The following is a 20850-nucleotide window of genomic DNA, read 5'->3' as shown; positions in this document are numbered from 1 at the left end:
GATTATACTTGGGGGTATCTATATGACTATGTCCCATCATGAGCTTACCCACTTATTGAAGGACTGTTCGATCGCACTGCAAGTCCCGGTGCTGCTTTTAAATCATAAACGGAAATTAACCTTTCAATTTCCCGACAGCTTTCATCAGCCTCCGGATTTTATGAAGAAAAGCTTCTTCCCTTTTTTAGAAACCAGCAGAAAAAGCCCCAACAACTTAGAAAAATTCTCGGATGAATTTGGACAGAGTATTTTCTTGTATTCTATGAAAATCGGGCACGAAGAACCAGTAGATATCGTATTTGGTCCTTTTTTACATAAAGAGGTCGGAAAAAAAGAAATTGATGGTTTTGTAAAAGCTGAGTCAGACTGTAAAGTTAAAAAGGAAAGATTATTAAATTATTATGATCAATTACCAGTGCTGAACCCCGTGCAAATGTTGTCCATGAAACGAATTCTCATACGAATTCTCTCCGGAAAACAGGAAGGACATCGTCCAAGAAAACATTCGCCTATTCAGAAGGTTTATGAACATTATCTCAGGAACGAAACTTCACCGAACAACAACTATCAGCTTCAGGAACGTTTTATACACTTATTCAAACTTGGCCAGGCGGATGCGCTGGACGTCTATCGGGAGTGGAGAAAGCAATTGTTCTCGTCTGCCAGTCATTCGAATGCCGTGAGACCTGAGAAGAATCAACTGATCCGTCTGATAGGGGAATTGAATCAGATGTGCCTGGAAGGGGGAGCTCAGCTGGACGAAGTGATCTCCCTGAGCGAGTTCTTTATAAACTATTTAGAAACGAAGAAGACTACGGAAGAACTTCATGAATTAGAAGAGAATGTTATCCAAAGCTTCATGACCCGTTTAAAGCGAGCTCAGGAAGAACCGGTGCATTCTCCTTTAGTCGAGCGGTCCAAGCGCTATATTTTCCAGAACTTAAGCGACTCCCTTTCCCTTCAGGAAATCGCAGCTGCCATGAATGTCCATCCTAATTATTTATCAGGAGTATTCAAGAAAGAAACAGGAATTTCAATATCCCAATTTATTAATATGGAGCGGGTGAAAGAAGCGAAAGAGATGCTGAGCATTTCAGATTTTACTTTGCTGGACATTAGTATGAAGCTCGGGTTTAATAGTCAGAGCTACTTTACAAGAGTTTTCAAAAAAATAGAAGGTATCGGGCCAAATGAATTTCGCAAAAAACATCATATTATGGAAGAGTGAAGCCGGCTGAGCTATAGAACAGCCGGCTTATTTTTGTTCTTAAAATAGAAAATATTTGAAGGTATTTGGAGAAAACAAGCGTGTGACGAACGTAGTTGTTCTCGATTATGAATTTTGGCGGTTTTCTTTTTAATAGAGTCGTTTTATAATATTCTTTATAAAGAACAAAACGAATATAAAAAAGAACAAAATGTGCAACATTTAGATAAATTTCGACATGGAAAAGGGGATGGAGGACATTGGCAACAATAGGGGAAAAGATTCGGGTGCTTCGGATTGGGAGGGGTTTATCGGTGAATGAGTTTGCAAAACTGTCCAATGTATCCAAATCGTATATTAGTAACATTGAACGAGGCGTTCAGAAAAATCCATCGCTCATCGTTATGAGTAAGCTCGCGAAGACCCTGGAGGTACCGCTTGAGGAATTACTGCCCTATCGTTGGGGAGACGAACCAGAAAAGAACGCAAAGTGAATGAGTGTAGAGAGACTTGGCTCTGGAATGACTGGTAAGATAACGGCACAGATGGATATAGAATGGCTCGAGCTTATAAGACAGGCAAAGAAACTAGGGTTAACAGTGGAAGACATTAAACGTTTTCTCGAATAGAAGAAGCCACTCCTTTGAGGCAGGAGGGAAAGATTTTGAGAGGAAAAGTCCTATTTACCAGGGGAGCGGCTGAAAAGAATATCGTCGTTAATGGGCTGCCAGAGTATAGACATGAACCATGTGCTGTTCGTGATATAAGCGTCCTTGTACAACAATATTCCCAGTTGATCGTAAAAGGTGGCTGGCAGGTGATCAGTCAACAGGGGATTATTTATGCGAAATCCGCCGATGACCGATTAAAGCGGGACGCTATGGAAGCTGTGGGAGGAGACGGGTCCCCTCTCTCCTATATTCAAGCTGCCTCCTGTTACCACCATCTGTCTGACTACACTAGAAAAGGCAGCTGGCTGAGTGAATCGTCCATTTTAGATGATTCATTGGTCAGGAACCTTGATTTGTTTAAGGAATGGAGCTTTGGACAAGTCCACCGCAGTTTGAATCCCGTGTTCTTTTACGACTCGCTCTTACATCCCGTCGTCATTTTCTTTAGTCATCATAAGGAAGGAATCGAAACCATTCAAAAGAGTATCCATCGCTTTGATCGTGAAAGCTACGTCTTAAAGTTTCAACAGAGAAACTGGGCCATTCAGGACAGGGGAGACGAGCGCTCCCGGTATTATAAATGACAAAGCCTATTTTCTTATCAAAGAAGTAGGTTTTTGTCATAATTTGACACTGTTACTTCACGGATTGAATAAATATTCATATACTATTATAAATTTTTAAATTATTTTTCAAGAAAAACACTATTCAAATGACGAAGATTGCTATATGATAAGATGATAGATTGGAAGAATTCATACATTATTTGTTGAAAAATTGAAAATGATGCAACTAAAGGGAGATAAATATTTCTTATTTGTCGGTTAGCTGTTAAGCCCCCTCAGAAAAAGATGTTTTCCATCGAAGATTTAAGTAGAAAGAATAGGTAAGATACTAACTGATAGAAAAGGTGGGACGAATGGAAAATTTAAAAGAGGTGCTGCAGGATATCATCCAGCGCTCCGAAAATTCGGAAGTCCTCTCTTCTAAGGACGTTATTGAACAATTAATCCAGCAGCTCCAACGGTAAATGAAAATATATTGATATAAAAATCGTCCTTCTACTATCCTAAGGGACGGTTTTTTAATTGGCTCTATTAAGATGGTTTTGCCCTTTCATAAGAGGCTTATTAAACTATCGGTCCGGATTATTGAAGACTCAGTTTCGAGATAAATTGAGTCCGTTACGATATGAGGTGGGGGCTGGTGGGGAAATAACTCGTCTTGTTCCATCACCCAGACACTCGAGACATAAGCTGTTCGTGTCTTTCAGGGTGATGCCACATTTGAACACTTTCCTATGGCCCTGCACGACCCTGCGTCGTGCAGGGCCGGAAAGCGAGTCGTTCCCCGCAGGACCTAACTCTCTCACGAGATATCTCGAAACTGAGTATTAAACAAACGGGAGCTTTTCTGACAGAAACTATACGGAGACTTAAAAAGCTATTATGAAAATGATCACCTGGATAAATCTGAAACCAAAGTCCGACAGATTATTTGCCAGCCTATGGTATAATGTGAACGATGCACCCTTGAATTAACTAAACACAAGTGAGGATTTCTATGAATATATATGTTGATATGATAATAGCGATTGGCCTGTCCATGGCAGTGAGCTACCTGCTCGTATTTCCTGTTATGAAACTAGCCGTAAAGTGGAAAATGATGGATTATCCTGAACTCAGGAAAATTCATACAGAAATTACCCCGCGTATGGGTGGTCTCGCCATTTTTGGCGGTGTAGTAGCGGGAATGCTGTATATCAGACCGGATACCCCTTACTTTCTTTCGATCAGTATCGGCGCGACGATTATTGTCTTAACCGGTCTTCTCGATGACCGCTATCAAATCCGCCCGATTTTTAAACTGGGTGGACAAGTTGCAGCTGCCGGTATATTGATTCTATCGGGGTTAAAAGTTGATATCCTAAGCGTTCCTTTCTTAGGAATGATCTCTTTAAATGAACCGATCAGTATTCTATTCACATTTTTCTGGATTATTGGAATTACCAATGCCATCAACCTGATAGATGGACTGGATGGCCTTGCCACTGGTGTTTCGACAATTTCCCTGATTAGTATTGCTGTCATGGCGCTGGCGATTGAACCACAGATCACCATCGTGTATTTATGTATTGTACTAATTGGAAGTAACATCGGCTTCCTTTTCCACAACTTTTATCCTGCCAAGATTTATATGGGAGATACCGGCTCTCTGTTTCTCGGGTATTCCATGGCGGTTATATCTATGGTAGGACTCTTTAAAAATGTGACATTATTCAGTTTCGTCATTCCGATTATTGTCCTTGCGATTCCTGTGTTTGATACGCTATTCTCCATCATGAGACGTCTTATTAATAAGCAGAAAATCATGATGCCGGACAATAAGCATATTCATTATCAAATCCTGGCGGCCGGCTTCAGCCACCGCGCGACGGTGTTAATTATTTATGGATTCAGTGCCCTGTTCGGTTTACTAGCCATTTTATTCTCCCTTACCTCGATTGGGATCTCGCTGATCATTACGTTTGTACTCTTATTCCTGCTTCACTTATTTGCAGAAATGACAGGAGTGGTGTACCGCGGAAAACGACCGGTGATCGATTTCTTTTCTAAAAATGATAAGAAGAAGGGTAAAGACAAGGATAAAGAACGTGAAGAAGCCTAAAGCCAGAAAGCCCCGGTTCCATTCAGAGGAACCGGGGCTTTCTGGCTTTTTACAGGGGAAGGTGCGTCATCCATTCTCCTTTGGATTAATTTTTCTATCTCAATGTCAATCATAGAGTGCACACGATCATTGAGGCTTTTTATTTAATGTCTCGTCCAACCTGATCATAGAAATCAAACCGGAAAGAAAAGGCAGGGCCCCTACAAGCCCGATTGCCCAGTACACAGATAAGGCATCGGCAATTATTCCGGCTGCCAGCGCTCCAAATGCATAGCCGCTATCCCGCCAAAATCGGTAGACTCCCATAGAAGTAGCTCTCCATTGAGGGTGAGTGACATCACTAATTGACGCGAGAATGGTAGGGTAAACCATTGCCGTACCTATACCCAAAAAGATGGCACCAAGGATCCATAAAGGATAGGTATCGACAAACAAAATAAACCATAAGGACAAGGCTTGAACGAACATTCCGGAAACGATAAGCTTTCTTCTCCCAACCCTGTCACTCCAGAGACCTGTGAACAGCTGGAAGAATCCCCATGCTGCCGGGTACAGGGCCACCACTGTGCCAATTTGTCCCACACTTAATCCGCCCGACGCAAAGAAAATCGGAAACAGCCCCCACGCCATACCATCTTTAAAGTTCGTTGTTAAGCCTGCGAAGCTGCTGCTGGATAAATTGCGGTTTTTCCACGTCGTTCGTTTGAAAACTTCCTTAGTGGATAGGCTCCCTGATTCCTCATCCTGCTGGATAGCCTGCAGATTTACATGCTGAGCGGTATCTTGAACCATCAGTGATAATAGAAAACCAATGATCACCAGACCGATTCCTATATAAAACGGCTCTGGACTAAGAGAGTAGGAAGATGCCACATAACCTGATATGGCTGCCATTAAAGCCACGCCCAGATAGCCCGCAAATTCATTAAACCCTACGGCAAGTCCTCTCTGATCTGGCTTGGCAAGATCTACTTTCATATTAACGGTCATGGACCAGGTCAGCGCCTGATTCATACCTAAAAGGATATTAGCAGCGACGACCACCCACCATGCATGTGCAAAAATAACCAACAGAGGAACGGTTAACCCTATAGCCCAACCAATGAGGAGGACTCTCTTTCTTCCTATTCGATCGGCAAGGTTACCGGCAAAAAAGTTTACAATGGCTTTTGAAAAACCAAAGCTGACAATAAAGGAAAGGGCGGCACTTGCAGATGCTATACCGAAGCGCTCCTCACCTAATATAGGTAGGATTGTTCTTTCCAGACCTACCATAGAACCTACGAACAAATTGATTATGACTAATAAAAAGAATGGAAGGATATTTTCTTTAATTCCTGACTGAATTTTATTTGAATGGTTATCCACCGCTTTTCACCTCATTTACATCTCGTTATCGTTATAGACAGTTTTCTGCATAGTTCTTTTTTCACTCTTTTAATGGGAGAAGTTCTTAGGAAACTCCTCAACCTATATAGATACAAGCTTCCCGATGTCTGGCAATGTCTGAATAATAGCATGAGGGATAAGCTTGGGGGAAGCGGGATGCATAGACGAAAGGAATGAATTTATCTCGCGGTTTATTAAGATCATGTAAATTATTTCAGGAAGTATTGTTCAATCAAATCGCTTCGTATATAATCTTATCGAAAGTCAATATTGGTTTTCGATATTGATACTCTTTTTAAGGAGGGGCAGGTATTTGGATAATAAAGTAGTAAGGAAACTTTTCTTAGGTTTTATACAAATTCATATTTTGCATCATGCCAAAGAAGAAGCTATTTACGGATCCTGGATGCTTGAGGAGCTGCAGGAGCATGGGTACGAAATCAGTGCCGGTACGTTATATCCTATCCTTCACAATATGGAGAACGACCAGCTTCTTTATCGAGAAGATGTCAATGTGAATGGAAAGATACGCAAGTATTACCGCATTACCGATAAAGGGGATGCCGTCTTACAGGAAGCACGGGCTAAGGCCTATGAACTCTTTAAAGAAATAAAATGATATGAGGTGAACAAATTGAGCCAACAACAGAATAAAACTACTCTACAAATCCTATTAGAAATCTTATTTACATCTACGAAACTGGGCTTGACCTCATTTGGAGGACCTGTAGCCCACCTGGCTTATTTTAAAGATGAGTACATCGACCGGCGCAAGTGGTTAAATGACAAAACCTATGCGGATCTCATTGCGTTATGCCAATTCCTGCCCGGACCAGCAAGCAGTCAGGTCGGTATCTCGATTGGAATATTACGCGGGGGAATACTGGGAGGAATTACATCCTTTATTGGTTTCACCCTTCCTTCCGTTATTGTGCTTGTCGTGTTTGCTTTGCTTTATCAAAATTTCTCCCTGGCTGACGCAGACTTTATTCATAGCTTGAAAGTGGTGGCGGCAGCCGTAGTCCTGCATGCTCTTATCGGGCTGGGGCAGAAACTGACGCCGGATAAAAGCAGAAAGGCTATTGCGGTTGTGGCTGCCTTAGTTATGCTGCTGTATCCTTCTGCCTGGATACAAATTGTCATTATCTTAGCTGCTGGACTGCTAGGACTTTCCTGGTTCAAAGATAAAGCAGAATCAAAAATTGAACCTTTCACTGTTAATATATCTAAAAAAACCGGAATCCTTTCCTTAACCATTTTAGGAATTTCGTTAGTTTCACTCCCGATTATATCGAACGTAGTGAACAACTCTTTGCTCCATATTTTCGATATTTTTTTCCGGGTAGGTTCCTTAGTTTTTGGTGGCGGCCATGTTGTATTGCCGATGATTGAAAGAGAATTAGTACCGCAGGGTCTGCTGTCGCCTGATGAGTTCTTAGCTGGTTATGGTATGGCCCAGGCTGTTCCAGGACCGTTATTTACTTTTTCAAGCTACCTCGGAACGATGATGGAAGGAGTCGCAGGAGCAGTAGTTGCTACCATAGGGATTTTCCTGCCTTCTTTTCTGCTTATAATTGGCGCTTTGCCTTTCTTAAGTGAATTGCGTAAGCGTGCTTCTTTCCAGGGGATCCTGATGGGCGTGAATGCGAGCGTCGTTGGCATTCTATTAGCCGCTTTTTATGATCCTGTTGTTAAGAGTTCCATCTTTGATGGTGCAGATTTTGCCTTAGGGACTATATTATTTGCTTTACTTAATATCTGGAAAGTCCCAGCCTGGATGATCGTTATACTCGGTGTCATCGGAGGCTACCTCCTTAATTTATTAGGTTTTTAAAAATCAGACTTTGTTAAAAACTTCATTTCGAGTCTTCCAGAAAAGCTCCCGATACTGGAAGACTCAGTTTCGAGACATTGGAGGAGCGGAAGGTCCTCCGGGGGACGATTTCGCTTTCCGTGGGCATGTGGTAAGCTTCCTCAGGCTTCGCCTTCCGGGATCTTACCGATCATGTTCATCCCACAGGAGTCTTCATCGTCCCCCTCCGGACCTGGCCGAATCAGAAACTCGAAACAGTTTCGTTCTTCACCCGCTTGAGAAGAAATAACAACATGGGCGTATATCCTTAACAGGCTGGAACTACGTTGGATAGCCTGTTATATAAGCATTTCGGGCGGGATAAGGAGATAGGATACTCTCTTTCCGAAGGGTCCGTTCGCCCTAATAAAGTTGGGCTGGTGGGGATATGGCGAGACTCCCATGGGAGAAGGGACTAGGTGAGATCCCGCAGGGAGTGAAACGAGCGAGGAAGCTCACCGTTCCCCCATAGGAAAGCGAGCTATATCCCCACAAGCCCTTCCCTAAATATCGTAACGGACCCAAATTATCTAGAAATCGATTCTTCAACTATATGGCCCTATTGTGGAAGAAAGTTAGTAGAAAAAATTAACATCGCGTTTTATTTCCCCTTATCACTTATGGTGAGGGGATTTTTAATTTCTGCATAATAAAAGGCTGTTCAGAATATTCTTTACTTTGCATGTCGCTCACCTTAAACTATGAATGAATATGAATAATTTTTCCAGTACATAAGCAGAGAGGAGGCGCTGATAATGATCAGGATTGTCAGAGGAATTCAAGGTGCAGGTAAGGTGAAACAGACTGGCTGAATACGGATCATGGAGGTAAAAGAATGAAAACCTTAGAGCAAGTGAAAATAGTCGAATATCACGATGGTTACGCACAAGCGGTGGCGAAGATGTGGAATGAAAGCAGCGAAAACTGGGGTGGAGATGATTCCGTATCAACGGCACAGGATATTATCGATACAGAGGCGAAGTCGACCAACCTTCACCTATTCCTGGCGGTTATAGGCGATGAGGTAGTCGGCTATTGTGGTCTTTCTGAATATCGGGAGGACGAAGGGGCGCTTTATATTCCACTGATCAATGTTCATCCCGACTACCAGGGACTGAAAATAGGGAAACGCCTCCTTCTCACAGCTTTAGATAAAACGGTCGAATTAGGCTGGCCGAGACTCGATTTGTTCACTTGGCCGGGCAACACAAAGGCTGTACCTCTATATAAAAAGTGCGGATTCTTCTGGGAAGAGCGTGACGATGCCACCCACTTAATGAACTTCATGCCCACGGTCCTGCAGATCGAGTGGCTGCGTCCCTTTTTCGAAAAGCATAACTGGTACACAACGAGTCAGCGGGTCATTAAAATCAAGCCGGATGGTTTCAAGGCGCAGGATCATACGGTCTATGAGTATAAGTGGGAAGCGGGAGACGAGTACGTCCACATTCAATTCGAACGGACAGGAAGAAGAATAAGGAGGATCGAGACGCAGGACCTGACGGTGGAAATGAATCTTCCCCATTTTAAACTGTTGGAAAATGAACCCCATTACGCAAGTTATCGGATTATCAATAAAACAGCGTCGCCTTTTCAAGTTTCGATTTCAGGCAGTTCCTCAGTCGTCGTCAAGCATGAGGTAGAGGAAACGTTTGAAGTGTTGGATACGTGGAGCGGGGAGTTTCCGGTGCAGCTTGAGATGCCGGAAGTGGAGCCGAATCCATGGAAAACCCACCCGGTGATAGGTGTGGATCTTACCATCAATCAATCGGTTCTTCCTCTTCGAATGGGAGTTTTTCCTATTCAACCCGGGAAACTGCACCTTCGTTCGTTGAACAAGAACTGGAGAGTTCCTCATAAAGGGAAGCTTCACCTTGATCTGGAGAGCCAGCTGGATACAGATTCCACCTGGATTGTGAAACTTCCCATCAACAAAATGATTCAGTGGGAAGAACCCCAGGTGCAGGCACAGGTGGATGCGAAAGGACGTCTGTCTATTCCGATCTCTGGGGAGCTGCGCAAGCACGGCTTTTTAGATGAAAAAGTTGAAGTCAAGGTGCAGCGTGAGGACGGCAGGACTTCTTCTTTCCAAACACGACTTGCCCTTGCTTTCCCTGGACCCGGGGCCAAATTTGGCGGTGAGACGGAAGAGTATTGGTACGGTTACAATGGTCCTTACTATGTCAAAATTGAAAAAAGAAATAATGCCGTGAAGATTGGTTCTTTAAGAGCGAAGGAAGATCCGCTCACCATCATGACCCCGAAGCTTGGGAAGCCGTTTAATGATGAATTGTCGAAAACAGCTGCGACTTCGGTGGAACATATTGAACTTCAGGAAGCATTTGTTCTGAAAACCACTCTGGAGTCACACGTTTTTTCTTCGGTTATTCTGAATACCTACTATAAGATTTACGGCGATGGTCTGGTCGAGATCACGCATGAATTGATCAACCATGGATTAGAGGAAAAGAGCAATCTTGCGTTTCTTCAGCCGATTATTATCCCGTTAAAAGGAATGGCGATGCCAATGAAAGATGGGGTGATAATTGGCAATGAAGCAGACATTCCGTTTATTGGAACCATTCATAGCGGGGATCTATCTGAAAGGTGGCTGTTTACTTCTTCTGCTTCAGGAGATACGGCAGGGCTGGCCTGGCAGGAAGACGCTGTCGGCAAACGTGATGATTGGCGATTTGGGGTGATGTATTCGATTGGTACCCTCGAAGCAGGAAAGCTTCAATCGCTAGGACCGATCCAAATCGGCATCAATACCGTACCTGGCTGGCGACAGTGGCGCGAGTTAGCAGCAGGAAACGAAACGAAGAACCTTGAAGAGCTCCCTCTCTATGGATTGAAAGTAGAAAGCGATGGCTTCGCTTCGGAAAAAGGAGAAAAGGTAGACGTCGCTTTTCGTTCGAGGCTTTCTTCCTACCTGCAGGGCCGCTTAACCGTGCATTCTGGAGAGGATACTTTTGAAAAAGAAATTAGAAAAGAAGAGGCCTCGACGAAAATCACCTACCCGCTAACGTACCATACTGCTGGCTTAAAAACGCTGACAGGTCAGTTCCGGAGTCCAGGAAGGAAGGCAGATCTCCTTGCCCTTCACGTTGTAAAAGGAACAGAGCCTGTGGAGGTTTCAAACGAAGAGGACATTTGGACGGTTGATAACGGAACGATTGCCTTCCGGGCCTCCTCCTCTTATTACCCGGGTGTCTATTCAGTTAAGTACAAAGGCAGAGAAACGCTGCACCACTGCTATCCGGAAGCAGGGCCAAAAGCGTGGTGGAATCCATGGGGAGGCGGTATTCGTTATGCGATGCCAAACGTTAGTCCCTATTCAATGCTGAAGGAACAAACGTCGATTGAGGCGGTAACGAAACAAGATCAGTACGGTCATGAGTGGACGGGGATCTGCCTGAAGACGGCTTTCACGGAACATGAGGAGATGAAAGGGGTCGTCCTGTACCAATACGCCCTAACGCTCCCAGAAATCCCGGTTGCTGTTTTTTACGCAGAAATCCACCAAGGAGCAAACCGGACCTTTGCTGGTGAAAACCTCAGCCTGGAGGCATTTTTCAAACCAGCGGAAGATTTGAAATCCTGTTATGCCTCTCAGCCTAACAGCGGCTTGTTTCATACGTATTACGCCGGCATCGAAGAGTATGAATTAAACGACACACCTTTTGTTCAGATCGGTTCCGATGATCGGAAGGAGAAGGCGACACTAATCCATCCGAATGCCAGACAGACAGCAGGCGCATATATAAACCAGGAAGTTTTCCTGGTGGAATCGGTTCAGGACTGGGCGGCAACATCCGGAGAACGAACCCAAGTAGAGCCGACCGTCCTATTTTTCGGAGAAGAGACGTATGACAAACTAAACCATCCGTTTCATGGAATATTGTTTAAATAGGAGTTTTTTTATGAAGATCATTGATGCACATATTCACTTTTCAGATATCGAAACGTTCCATCATACGGCAAACGAACTGTCGCGCGTCGATTACTCAGGCAAAGGACTGCAAAAGGAAATGGAAGAGGGAGATGTTGAGTTTGCGGTAGGGATGGGCGTAACGGAAACACCGGAAATGGGGTTCCCAGATCATCATGCCGCCTCTCCCATGGGGCTTGATTTAGAAAAAGAGCTTCCGGGACGCGTGGCCGTCTGTCCTGGAATCAACCCTTACCAATTAGGGAAATCGGGGCTGGATGCTCTCGAAAATGAACTTAAGAAGCAGCAGGTCGCAGGAGTGAAAATATACCTGGGCTACTATCCGTACTATGCGTATGATGCTGTTTATCAGCCAGTCTATGATTTAGCCGCGTCTTATGACGTACCGGTTGTATTTCATACGGGAGATACGTATTCCGAACGCGGGTTATTAAAATATGCCCATCCGCTCACGCTTGATGAGGTGGCGGTTTTACGGCGCGACGTGAATTTTATCATGGCGCACTTAGGCGATCCTTGGGTTCTGACCGGAGCGGAATTGGTTTATAAAAATCCGAATTTATTTGCGGATTTGTCTGGCTGGGTCGTTGGTACAAACAAAACTCTCGCCGGAAAATTGAAAGATAACTACTTTGATCACGTTCGGCATGCCTTAAAATTTTGCGGGCATTATGAAAAATTACTATTCGGAACGGATTGGCCGTTAGTTCCGATCAAAGGGTATGCGGAGTTTATCGGTGACTTTATACCGTCCAGGCATGTAGAGAATGTATTCTACAACAATGCGATGAGGGTCTTTCCGAAGCTTACAAACCTGCGATAATGAAAAAATCCCTCCACGACAAAATTTCGTGGAGGGATTTCTTTATAGACTGGAATCCAACGGTGTTGATTTTTCATAATAGGCTTATTACACAATCGGGCCGTTTACTGTAAGACTCAGTTTCGAGATGTTTGATTATACTGAAGGTCCTGCGGGGGACGATTCGCTTTCCGTGGGCATGTGGTAAGCTTCCTCAGGCTTCGCCTTCCGGGATCTTACCGATCATGTTTATCCCACAGGAGTCTTCATCGTCCCCCTCCGGACCTTGCGATATTAGAAGCTCGAAATCACTTTATATATCACCTGCGTAATGAGGAATTAGATCATGTGATTTTGTACCTATTTTCAGGATGTAACGATACACAATAGCCTGTCATCAAAGCATTTCATACAGATTAAAGAGGAGAACTTTTCTCTTCTGGAAGGGTCCGTTAGCAATTTTAGAGTTGGGTTGGAGGGGAAATAGTGAGACTCCCGTGGGAGAAGGATCTAGGTGAGACCCCACAAGGAGTGAAAACGACTGAGGAGGCTCAACAGTTCCCCCACAGGAAAGCGATTTATTTCCCAACCAACCCTAGCCCGGATACCTGAACGGACCAGAATTATCTCGAAACGGAGTCTTCAAGTAAATGGAGCTTTTCTTCAATACTCCATTATATTACCAACGCCCCGCTGTTCAAGGTCATGTAACTTATGAATAAAAACAGTGGAGAGGAGAAGGTTAATACGAGGAGGTGTTTCCTATGGCAAAGTCCATGGAGCCTAATCGCAATCAGAAAAACGTCACCAGTTCAGGAGCAGATATTGATGAGGTGAAACGTCAGAACGCGAACTCAGGTCTTTCTTACAACCAGGCAAAAGAATTACTAGCCAAACAGACCGCTGAACGTGAAATGGCTCAAAATGATTATGTTCATGAAGTTGGAAAAGAGAATTTATAATAAAGGATGCCGGTATTCTAAAATAGATGCTGGCATTATTTATTATTAAAATCTGTATCAAAATAAATGGACGAAACTCACGTTATTTTGTTATAAAATTCCAAAAAAGGTTGAAATCGAATATGGGCAAGTTTACCCTTACAAGTAGGTACATATTCGTGAGGGATGGAGGGAGAATTTTGGCCCATTTACCGGAAGACGAGAAGCGGAAAGTGTTCAAGGATCAGCTTGAGCACTTACGTAACAATGGATACTTAACCGATGAAGCCTACCATAAGGTGTTAGACGCTGATCGTACATACATACAAGACAAGAAGCGGGAAGAAGAACATAAGAAGCTTCATACAGCAGCAGAGGCAACAGAGACAGCAGAGGTCCGCGATACAGGTTCAGAACAGAAGCCTCCTGCGAAACCGAAGAAAGAGAAAAAAACAAAATCCAAAGAGGAAATCCGTGAGCGTAATATTACGTGGTCCCTGATCCTTGGAGTTTCCCTGCTATTAATAACAGGATTGATTGTCGCTACAAGCCAGTGGGATCAGATGGGTGCAGGAATGAAAGTTCTTTCCATCTTCTTCGTCTCCTTGTTTTTTCATGGTTTGAGTTACGGGACAGGAAAGTTTCTGAACATCCAGAAGACAGCCTTTGCCTTTTTGACATTAGGAAGTCTGCTAATCCCGATTGCGATTGTGGCGATTGGATTCTTTGGATTGTTCGGTGACTATCTATCCCTGTTCGGGGAAGGCCGATACCTCTTAGGTCTGCTCGGTACACTGCTTCCATTGCCGTTATACATCAGGCATGCGATTGTACATAAGTCGCGTTTATACGTATGGATCTCTTATGTATTTTTATCGCTGTCGGCAGGATTCAGCCTTGGCGCCCTTCCTCTATCGGTGGACGCGTTCTATATGTGTTTAATGCTTTTCAATGCGTTTCTGCTTGGCGGTTATATCTGGTTTAAGGATTCGAACAGATGGGCGTTATTTATAAAAGAGTTGCCGCTCTATGCGCAGATGAACTTAGTCCTTTCAACCGTGCTCATGCTGTTTTTCTTTGAGAGTGAAGTCTTTTACAGCTTCAATCTGCTGCTGACGGCGAGCATCTATATGGCGATGGTTTTCATCTATCAAACGAAAGAGTACCAATTCGTTTTTTCGGTGATGATCGTGTACGCTATCTATCAACTGGTAGAGAATTCACCCCTTCAGTCTGTCGATCTTACCGTTTATGCGGTGGTTGGGCTGGTTTACTTAGGTTTTGCTTACGCCTTTAAGAATCATCAATTCGTGGAAAAAGTGTTTCGTTATACGAGCGGAATCGTCTCCTTTTGTGCTTTTGTTTATATTAGTTACGAAAGTATCGTGTTTAGAGGGGAAGAGGGTTCGTGGCTCTTGCTGATCGCTTACGCCCTGATTACAGTCAATTACCTATTGCTTTCGAATTTAACCAGCTACGTGGTTTTCCAATATATGACGCCTGTGTTTTTCTTTATCACTCTTTGGCAGCTGTGGGAAATGACGGAGATTGGCCCGCTATTTCTATTCCTGTTTATCGGAGCAGCGGTGTCTCTTCTCTACATCGGGTTATGGACGAACCTGGCTTGGCTCCAGGCTGTGGCTCCGAGCACGATCTATGCATCGATATTCGTTATGGCGGGCTGTATTGGGTACAGCGTGTATGATGAACGTCTGGCCTATAGCTCGTTCATGTTCCTGATGATCAGCGGTCTTGCTTATCCTGTGAAAAGGAAGGACAGCCAAGTGGATATCGGAGAAACAGCGGTATGGGTGCATCCGGTGGCTTTGTTTATTTCATCCGCTATTTTATATGAACCTCTCATGGGCTGGTTTCCTGCTTATCAGGAAGGGTTAGCTTTTCCATTTCATTTGGCCGTCACAGGAATCTTACTTACCATCGTCCATTTAGTATGGAGCAAATTTCGTGATAAACAGCTGTCTGCGGCCAGTTTTTATACGGGCCAAGGTTCTTATATCCTGGCTATGATCATCCTGGCAGCCAATCCCTGGGTGGACCCTGTTTTGATCCGTCCTATGATTCTGTTCGTCGGCATCGGCATGATGGTATGGTTTGTGCTGTATGCTAAAAGAGCCTTTCTCTGGCTATTCGTGTCGGTTACGATGTTAGCTTTTTATATCTCTTTACTTGATCCATTATCGTTCGATTCGTTTGCTTCGTTTTTTACTTATATGATACTCTCACCTGCTCTGCTCGTCTTTCTTGGAGATGTGAGACTTGGAAAATGGGAAGAAAGACAGCCCTATTTTTATTGGCTGGCTCATTCCGTTCAGCCTCTCTTGATCGCTATTTTTCTGCTCAATTCACTGGGCGGGGAAGCGATGTATCCCTGGGTACTGCTGATCCCCCTTAGTCTGTACGTCTACAGCACCTTAAAAGCCAAACGCGAATGGGAAATCAAGCTGATGCTTTACGCAACTTTGACGACGCTGTTTTTTGCGGTGTGGACGGTCCCTGGCTACTTCGGCTGGTGGGATGCGGTTCCCGAAACGTATGCCTGGCTTGTGACCAGTATAGCCATCGCAGGAATCTGGATGGGGGTACCAGCCGTGTGGAAGAAAAGGACCGAATGGTATCTCATTCCTTTTTCCATTTTCGGATTGTCTCTGTTTATCAACAGACTGGAACCGTGGGCACCGTATGAATGGCTTCTCGCCGTTGGGTACGTCATCCTGATCCTCTTCTTTATGCATCGCAGAAAGTGGTCGCTCGCTCGATTTATTCCCTTATTACTTAGCCTGGCGTTATTGAATGAGGTCAGCCTTGATTGGGAGCGTTCAGCGTTCGTTACGGTGATGGTCATAAGTTTCGGTATTCTGCTTGTGGCAGGCCGCTACTTCCATCGTTTATTGATCGGCCCGAAAATAGAGGCCGATGCCTATACCTGGACAGCGCTCTTTTATATTGGCTATTTGAACCTGACGACCATGATGGATGAGAACGTCTGGATAAGGGTCATTCCCGTACTATTGTTGAGTATCTGGTTCCTGTTTAATGCTAAAAAATGGGTGCAGCCGCTGCTTGGCAAATCGTTCATTACATTGGGATTCGGGTGTTTATATGCCGGGTATATCATTGTATTACTGGATTATCATGCACTGATTCCTGACTTAATCGAAGCTGAACTGCAAGTGCTTCCCGTTCTTGGTGTTCTTTTCATACTGCGGAGAAAAACCTGGCGTGAGTACGCCGTGATTCTGAATCATGTGCAGCTTGCGGTTCTCCTGCTGATTGCTGCTTATTTAGTAGTTGATGGCATCCAGAGTCATACGATTTGGGACGCTTGGATTCTTGGCGGATTATCGCTGCTATCGATGGTCGCCGGCATGCAGTTCCGGATTAAATCTTACTTTTTCGTCGGCATGGGTGTGCTGATCTTCAATGTTCTTTACCAGACCAGACCCTACTGGGGCAATCTTCCGTGGTGGGTGTATCTGCTGCTCGCAGGCCTCATTCTCATCGGAATAGCGAGCTACAATGAATGGCAGAAGCAGCAATCCGATGATCGCAAGCCCGTGGACCGGAAGTTGAAAAGGCTGTGGACAGCCTTGAAAAAATGGGATTAAAAGAAAGAAGCTCTCTCGTAAGTGGTCGATGGTGCAGAGGGGGGGGATGGATTCAATGGTTGAGTTTATTATTTTGATAGGTGTGTTCATCATAGGCGGGGGTGCAGCCCTTCTCGGCTTCCTAATCATCATAGGGCGGAAAGTTACGCAGCCAGATCATGAATTGCAGCAGAAAATAGACAGGCTTGAAAGGGAAATAAAAGATATGAAGAACGAGCCATAGGTTTAAAAATTCTCAAAGCGATTGGGCAGACCTTTACTGGGAGGGTTTACGTATGAGGAGATTTTTCATTGAATTATCAGCCATTCTATTAATCTATGCTGCTGGCAGTCTCTTGGATCTAAGCTGGCTGCAATTCTACTACAGTAACGAATATTCACCAGAAGATGGCAAAAGCATCCATGTCGGTGGCTCCATTCTGCCTATTATACTCGGAATTGTGGTCTATTTTATCGCCGCAAAAATGATACTGAAGAAGAGTAATACTTAGAACAAGAAATTTTCTGCAAAAAAATAAACGTCCAGCTCTACTTGACTGGACGTTTATTATATAGGATTAACTATTGCTTTACTGATTTATTTAACAGAAGAATTAAGCTGAGCCTATTTACGGCTTTCTGCATATACCTGCCGCTTAAACGTTAAATTCTTGTACATCGCATAGAGCAGGGTCACTTCTTTGTTCACCTGTTTGAAATGCTCGCTGTACGTATATTTACCCTGAACCCGGTCGAAGCGGCTGCGAAGCTCTGCCGGTGTTAATTCAAGGAACGTTTCGACGGCTTCTACCGAGGCTTCTACCGAACCGGCCACCAAATGACGCTTCAACTTCTCCAGTCTCTGAAAGCCGTCAAAATCGATGGCCTGAGATTGGAACACATCAATCGCTTCCTTCTTCCGGCTGACATACGGGGAAATATCCACGATGCAGTTCACTTCTTCCTTAGGCAGCAATGTATTAATCTCATACAAGCGGATCGTGATGTCTTCCCGTCCCATTTCCTCAAGCGTATCGCGGACGAGCTGGGCGGTTGCGATGTGGTCCGCATGACAGTCAACGAATACGGGGGCATAGATCACTTCAGGCTGGACCGTTTCAATCTTCCCTTTGATCCATGCTCTTGTCCGTTTGTCACTCGTCAGCTGTCCATCTTTTTCATCGAAGAAGTCGATGGAAGTTAGGTTAAGCAGTTCCTTCACTTTCTGTGCTTCCTTCTTACGGGCTGCCACTATCTCATCGGCCGCGCCCGTACTTTGGCTTCCAGAGCCATCTGTTAAGAAAGCTACGTGCGTCTCTGCTCCACTGGCGGCATGTTTCATTAACGTGCCGCCAGCTCCAATCGTTTCATCATCCACGTGCGGTGCAAACAGCAGCACGCGCTGTTCGGTTACATCGTTCAATGGTCTGTCGGCCTTATAATAGCGGCTGATGACCATATGATTCGCGGGAGATAGAACGGGCCGCGCTAGTTTGAGAATTTGTCGCTTCATAAATCAGATCTCCTTTTTAATACGAATCCACGTCGCCTGGGGTAATGTACCACTTGCTCGATTGATTTAAGAAGCGGAGGGATTCATTGATCTCTTTACCTACTAAAGGCATTGGGCTGTCTTTATGAGTAAATCCATTGTTCTTCAGGTGGGCCGCGAGAGGGGTGTGGGCGAGCGCCCATGTCTGGATGACGTCGGTCTGTTTGAGCACATCAAAGCTCTTCTGCAGCAGCGCTTCCCAAATCTCTTCCTCATTCGCAAGCATATCGACAATTAACCCATTTTTAAATCCGCTGCTTGTGGTGATTTTCGTTACCACGTACCCCTGGAGTATTTCTTCGCGATATACCGCATGAATTTCATATTCGTTTTCGGGATGGGACAGGTAGCGCCAATTCAAATAAGCAGCATCTCTTACTACAAGAGCAGGGGCGATGTGACGTGTTTCCTGTGCAAGATCGTCAAATTCCGGACCACACTCCGTGATGTTTTTCCAATGAAGCGAAGAGGAGGTTGGCTTATACGGATTTTTCCACTTTGCATACGCCAGATCAAGCGGCCTGAGCAGTTTCAGCGGCGCGAATTTAGAGGCGAGTACGGAGACAGGCCGCTGAACGTACATCCAGCGGGGCATGTCTGTCAGGTGAACAGCATCTGTGTATCGAATAAATAATTCCTTCGCTTTTGGAGCGGGGAATCCGTACAAGTAATCGATTCCAGCATCGCTTGCTTCTCTCAAAAGGGCTTCATTCAGTTGTTTATAAATGCCTTTGCCGCGTGCATCCGGATCCACCATCGTATCGACGCGCAGGCCGATGGTTGATTTTTCACCGGATAGATAAGCCTCGGTCACCCACAAACTGATATGGCCCTGTATCGTATCGTTCTCTTCCCAGACTAGAATAAAGGGAGAGTCAGATTTAGGGTTGTGTTTAAATTTCCAATTCCATAACTCATAGGAACGTTCCTGCTTGAACGTCTTTTGGAAAAGGGTTTGGACCTGATTCAAATCTTTTGGGTGGTATTTCCTTACGTTCATGTGAATGTTTCCTTTCTGCACTTTGGGGTTCCTATACAAATTATATCAAATAATAGGGAAATTCCGTATCTTCCTAACAGAAAACTCAAATCCAATGATTTGAGTTTCTGAGATTCTTATTGGTTATAGATGTCGATAATCCGTTTGATCAGGATTTCCTCATTGTTCTCTTCCGCAATCCGTTCCCCTTTTTGAATCATGGTTATGCGCCGTTCAGGATCATCGATGACTTCGTCGATTCCTTTACGCAGAGAAGCGGCATCTTTCGGTTTAACGAGTACGCCTGCTTCGTCACTGAGGAGATAAGATAAACCACCTACATCGGAAGCGACGACAGGGGTATGGCAGGACATGGCTTCCAGCGCTACCAGTCCAAATCCTTCGATATAAGAGGGGAGGACGAACAGGTCAGCAGCGGCCATCCATTTCGCCAGGTTCTCCTGGTCCTTAACGCCGTGAAAATGAACCACCTCTTTGTTGTCCGGCTGAACGCTTTCTTTCAGTTCGGACAAATACCCAGCATCCTTCATACTTCCTATAATATGAAGCTCAAGATTCCGCCGCTCTTGATTAAGAGACTGGAAAGCTTCCAGCAGCTCTGTCAGCCCTTTAGCTTTAATTAAATTTCCCACAAACAGCAGATGGAAATGATCCGGGCTCAGGTTTAACTCCTGCTTCATCAGTTCCGAACCTCTCGGGGCGAAAAGCTTCCGGTCGACACCCATGTTAATGAGAGAGACGCGTTCCGGGGATACCCCGTACTGACCGACGACCTCCTGCTTTAAAGCTTCCCCGACGACAATCACATGATCGGCCTGCTTCAGAATATACTTCGTCATCGACGCGATCCATTTATTCTTTTTCGCCATCTGATCGAGATCACCGCCGTGGGACGTCACGATCAGCTTGCTTTTGAACAGTTTTTTAAAAAGTAAGGCCGGCAAGCCGCTCGGAAAAATATAGTGAGCATGCACAACGTCGTACTTACGGCCGTTTGTTATCAGCTTGCTTAAGATGCGAAGCAGCCACGTTCCATATTTCATAATCAGGTTCCTCTTGCCGCCGCGGTTATCCTTATTTACGGCAATATCCATGTTCAGCCCCTGCTCACGTAGAGCCTCGACCTGATTTTTCACAAATATTCCGTAGGTAGGATTGAGCTTACTTGGATACATATTACTGATGACGAGTACGCGTTTCTTCATAAGAAAC

At 44.6% G+C, this 20850-nt stretch carries 17 protein-coding genes; 13 read left to right on the top strand and 4 right to left on the bottom strand.

Annotated features, from left to right (window positions below; translation table 11 throughout):
- The first annotated feature begins 28 nt into the window (after positions 1 to 28).
- The 5 genes from HBHAL_RS16915 to HBHAL_RS16900 all read left to right on the top strand — a co-directional run bounded on the left by HBHAL_RS16915 (position 29) and on the right by HBHAL_RS16900 (position 4545).
- Positions 29 to 1228 (top strand): AraC family transcriptional regulator, encoded by a 1200-nt coding sequence (locus HBHAL_RS16915; protein ID WP_158512389.1) that lies wholly within the window; start codon positions 29 to 31, stop codon positions 1226 to 1228.
- Positions 1229 to 1467: 239 nt separating this feature from the next.
- The gene (locus HBHAL_RS16910) at positions 1468 to 1701 is read left to right on the top strand and encodes a helix-turn-helix domain-containing protein (RefSeq protein WP_014644714.1); all 234 of its coding nucleotides are present in this window, start codon (positions 1468 to 1470) and stop codon (positions 1699 to 1701) included.
- The gene (locus HBHAL_RS20985) at positions 1702 to 1836 is read left to right on the top strand and encodes an anti-repressor SinI family protein (protein WP_014644713.1); all 135 of its coding nucleotides are present in this window, start codon (positions 1702 to 1704) and stop codon (positions 1834 to 1836) included.
- A gap of 35 nt (positions 1837 to 1871) precedes the next feature.
- A complete protein-coding gene (locus tag HBHAL_RS16905) occupies positions 1872 to 2462 on the top strand; it encodes a hypothetical protein (protein ID WP_014644712.1) in 591 nt (196 codons plus the stop codon).
- A gap of 979 nt (positions 2463 to 3441) precedes the next feature.
- On the top strand, positions 3442 to 4545 hold the full coding sequence (locus HBHAL_RS16900) for a glycosyltransferase family 4 protein (RefSeq protein ID WP_014644710.1): 1104 nt from the start codon (positions 3442 to 3444) through the stop codon (positions 4543 to 4545).
- Between the two features lie 126 nt (positions 4546 to 4671).
- Here HBHAL_RS16900 and HBHAL_RS16895 read toward each other — a convergent pair whose 3' ends face one another.
- Positions 4672 to 5913, bottom strand: coding sequence for an MFS transporter (locus HBHAL_RS16895; RefSeq protein WP_014644708.1), 1242 nt, complete (start codon positions 5911 to 5913; stop codon positions 4672 to 4674).
- A 334-nt stretch (positions 5914 to 6247) separates the two neighbouring features.
- Between HBHAL_RS16895 and HBHAL_RS16890 the strand changes: the two genes are divergently transcribed.
- From HBHAL_RS16890 to HBHAL_RS16860, 8 genes are all read left to right on the top strand, one after another.
- Entirely contained in the window at positions 6248 to 6553 is a 306-nt protein-coding gene (locus HBHAL_RS16890) for a PadR family transcriptional regulator (protein ID WP_014644707.1), read from the top strand.
- Positions 6554 to 6568: 15 nt separating this feature from the next.
- Complete coding sequence (gene chrA, locus HBHAL_RS16885; RefSeq protein ID WP_014644706.1) at positions 6569 to 7768, top strand: chromate efflux transporter; 1200 nt, start codon at positions 6569 to 6571, stop codon at positions 7766 to 7768.
- An 853-nt stretch (positions 7769 to 8621) separates the two neighbouring features.
- The gene (locus HBHAL_RS16880) at positions 8622 to 11699 is read left to right on the top strand and encodes a GNAT family N-acetyltransferase (protein ID WP_014644705.1); all 3078 of its coding nucleotides are present in this window, start codon (positions 8622 to 8624) and stop codon (positions 11697 to 11699) included.
- A gap of 10 nt (positions 11700 to 11709) precedes the next feature.
- A complete protein-coding gene (locus tag HBHAL_RS16875; protein ID WP_014644704.1) occupies positions 11710 to 12561 on the top strand; it encodes an amidohydrolase family protein in 852 nt (283 codons plus the stop codon).
- A 743-nt stretch (positions 12562 to 13304) separates the two neighbouring features.
- On the top strand, positions 13305 to 13502 hold the full coding sequence (locus tag HBHAL_RS16870; protein WP_014644703.1) for a hypothetical protein: 198 nt from the start codon (positions 13305 to 13307) through the stop codon (positions 13500 to 13502).
- Positions 13503 to 13681: 179 nt separating this feature from the next.
- Positions 13682 to 17107 (top strand): hypothetical protein, encoded by a 3426-nt coding sequence (locus tag HBHAL_RS16865; protein ID WP_041601438.1) that lies wholly within the window; start codon positions 13682 to 13684, stop codon positions 17105 to 17107.
- Positions 17108 to 17162: 55 nt separating this feature from the next.
- Positions 17163 to 17330, top strand: coding sequence for a hypothetical protein (locus tag HBHAL_RS21610; protein ID WP_158512388.1), 168 nt, complete (start codon positions 17163 to 17165; stop codon positions 17328 to 17330).
- Between the two features lie 52 nt (positions 17331 to 17382).
- Complete coding sequence (locus tag HBHAL_RS16860; RefSeq protein WP_014644700.1) at positions 17383 to 17598, top strand: hypothetical protein; 216 nt, start codon at positions 17383 to 17385, stop codon at positions 17596 to 17598.
- Positions 17599 to 17711: 113 nt separating this feature from the next.
- Here HBHAL_RS16860 and HBHAL_RS16855 read toward each other — a convergent pair whose 3' ends face one another.
- The 3 genes from HBHAL_RS16855 to HBHAL_RS16845 all read right to left on the bottom strand — a co-directional run bounded on the left by HBHAL_RS16855 (position 17712) and on the right by HBHAL_RS16845 (position 20843).
- A complete protein-coding gene (locus HBHAL_RS16855; protein WP_014644699.1) occupies positions 17712 to 18599 on the bottom strand; it encodes a PIG-L deacetylase family protein in 888 nt (295 codons plus the stop codon).
- A gap of 16 nt (positions 18600 to 18615) precedes the next feature.
- Positions 18616 to 19638, bottom strand: coding sequence for a GNAT family N-acetyltransferase (locus tag HBHAL_RS16850; protein WP_014644698.1), 1023 nt, complete (start codon positions 19636 to 19638; stop codon positions 18616 to 18618).
- Between the two features lie 116 nt (positions 19639 to 19754).
- Positions 19755 to 20843, bottom strand: a complete 1089-nt coding sequence (locus HBHAL_RS16845) for a glycosyltransferase (protein ID WP_014644697.1) — start codon at positions 20841 to 20843, stop codon at positions 19755 to 19757.
- Between the last annotated feature and the right edge of the window lie 7 nt (positions 20844 to 20850).

Origin of the sequence: Halobacillus halophilus DSM 2266 (assembly GCF_000284515.1) — a bacterium.
Classification (GTDB): Bacteria; Bacillota; Bacilli; order Bacillales; family Halobacillaceae; genus Halobacillus; species Halobacillus halophilus.
The sequence above is the reverse complement of the archived record's forward strand: the minus strand, read 5'-3'. Positions and strand labels throughout refer to the sequence as shown.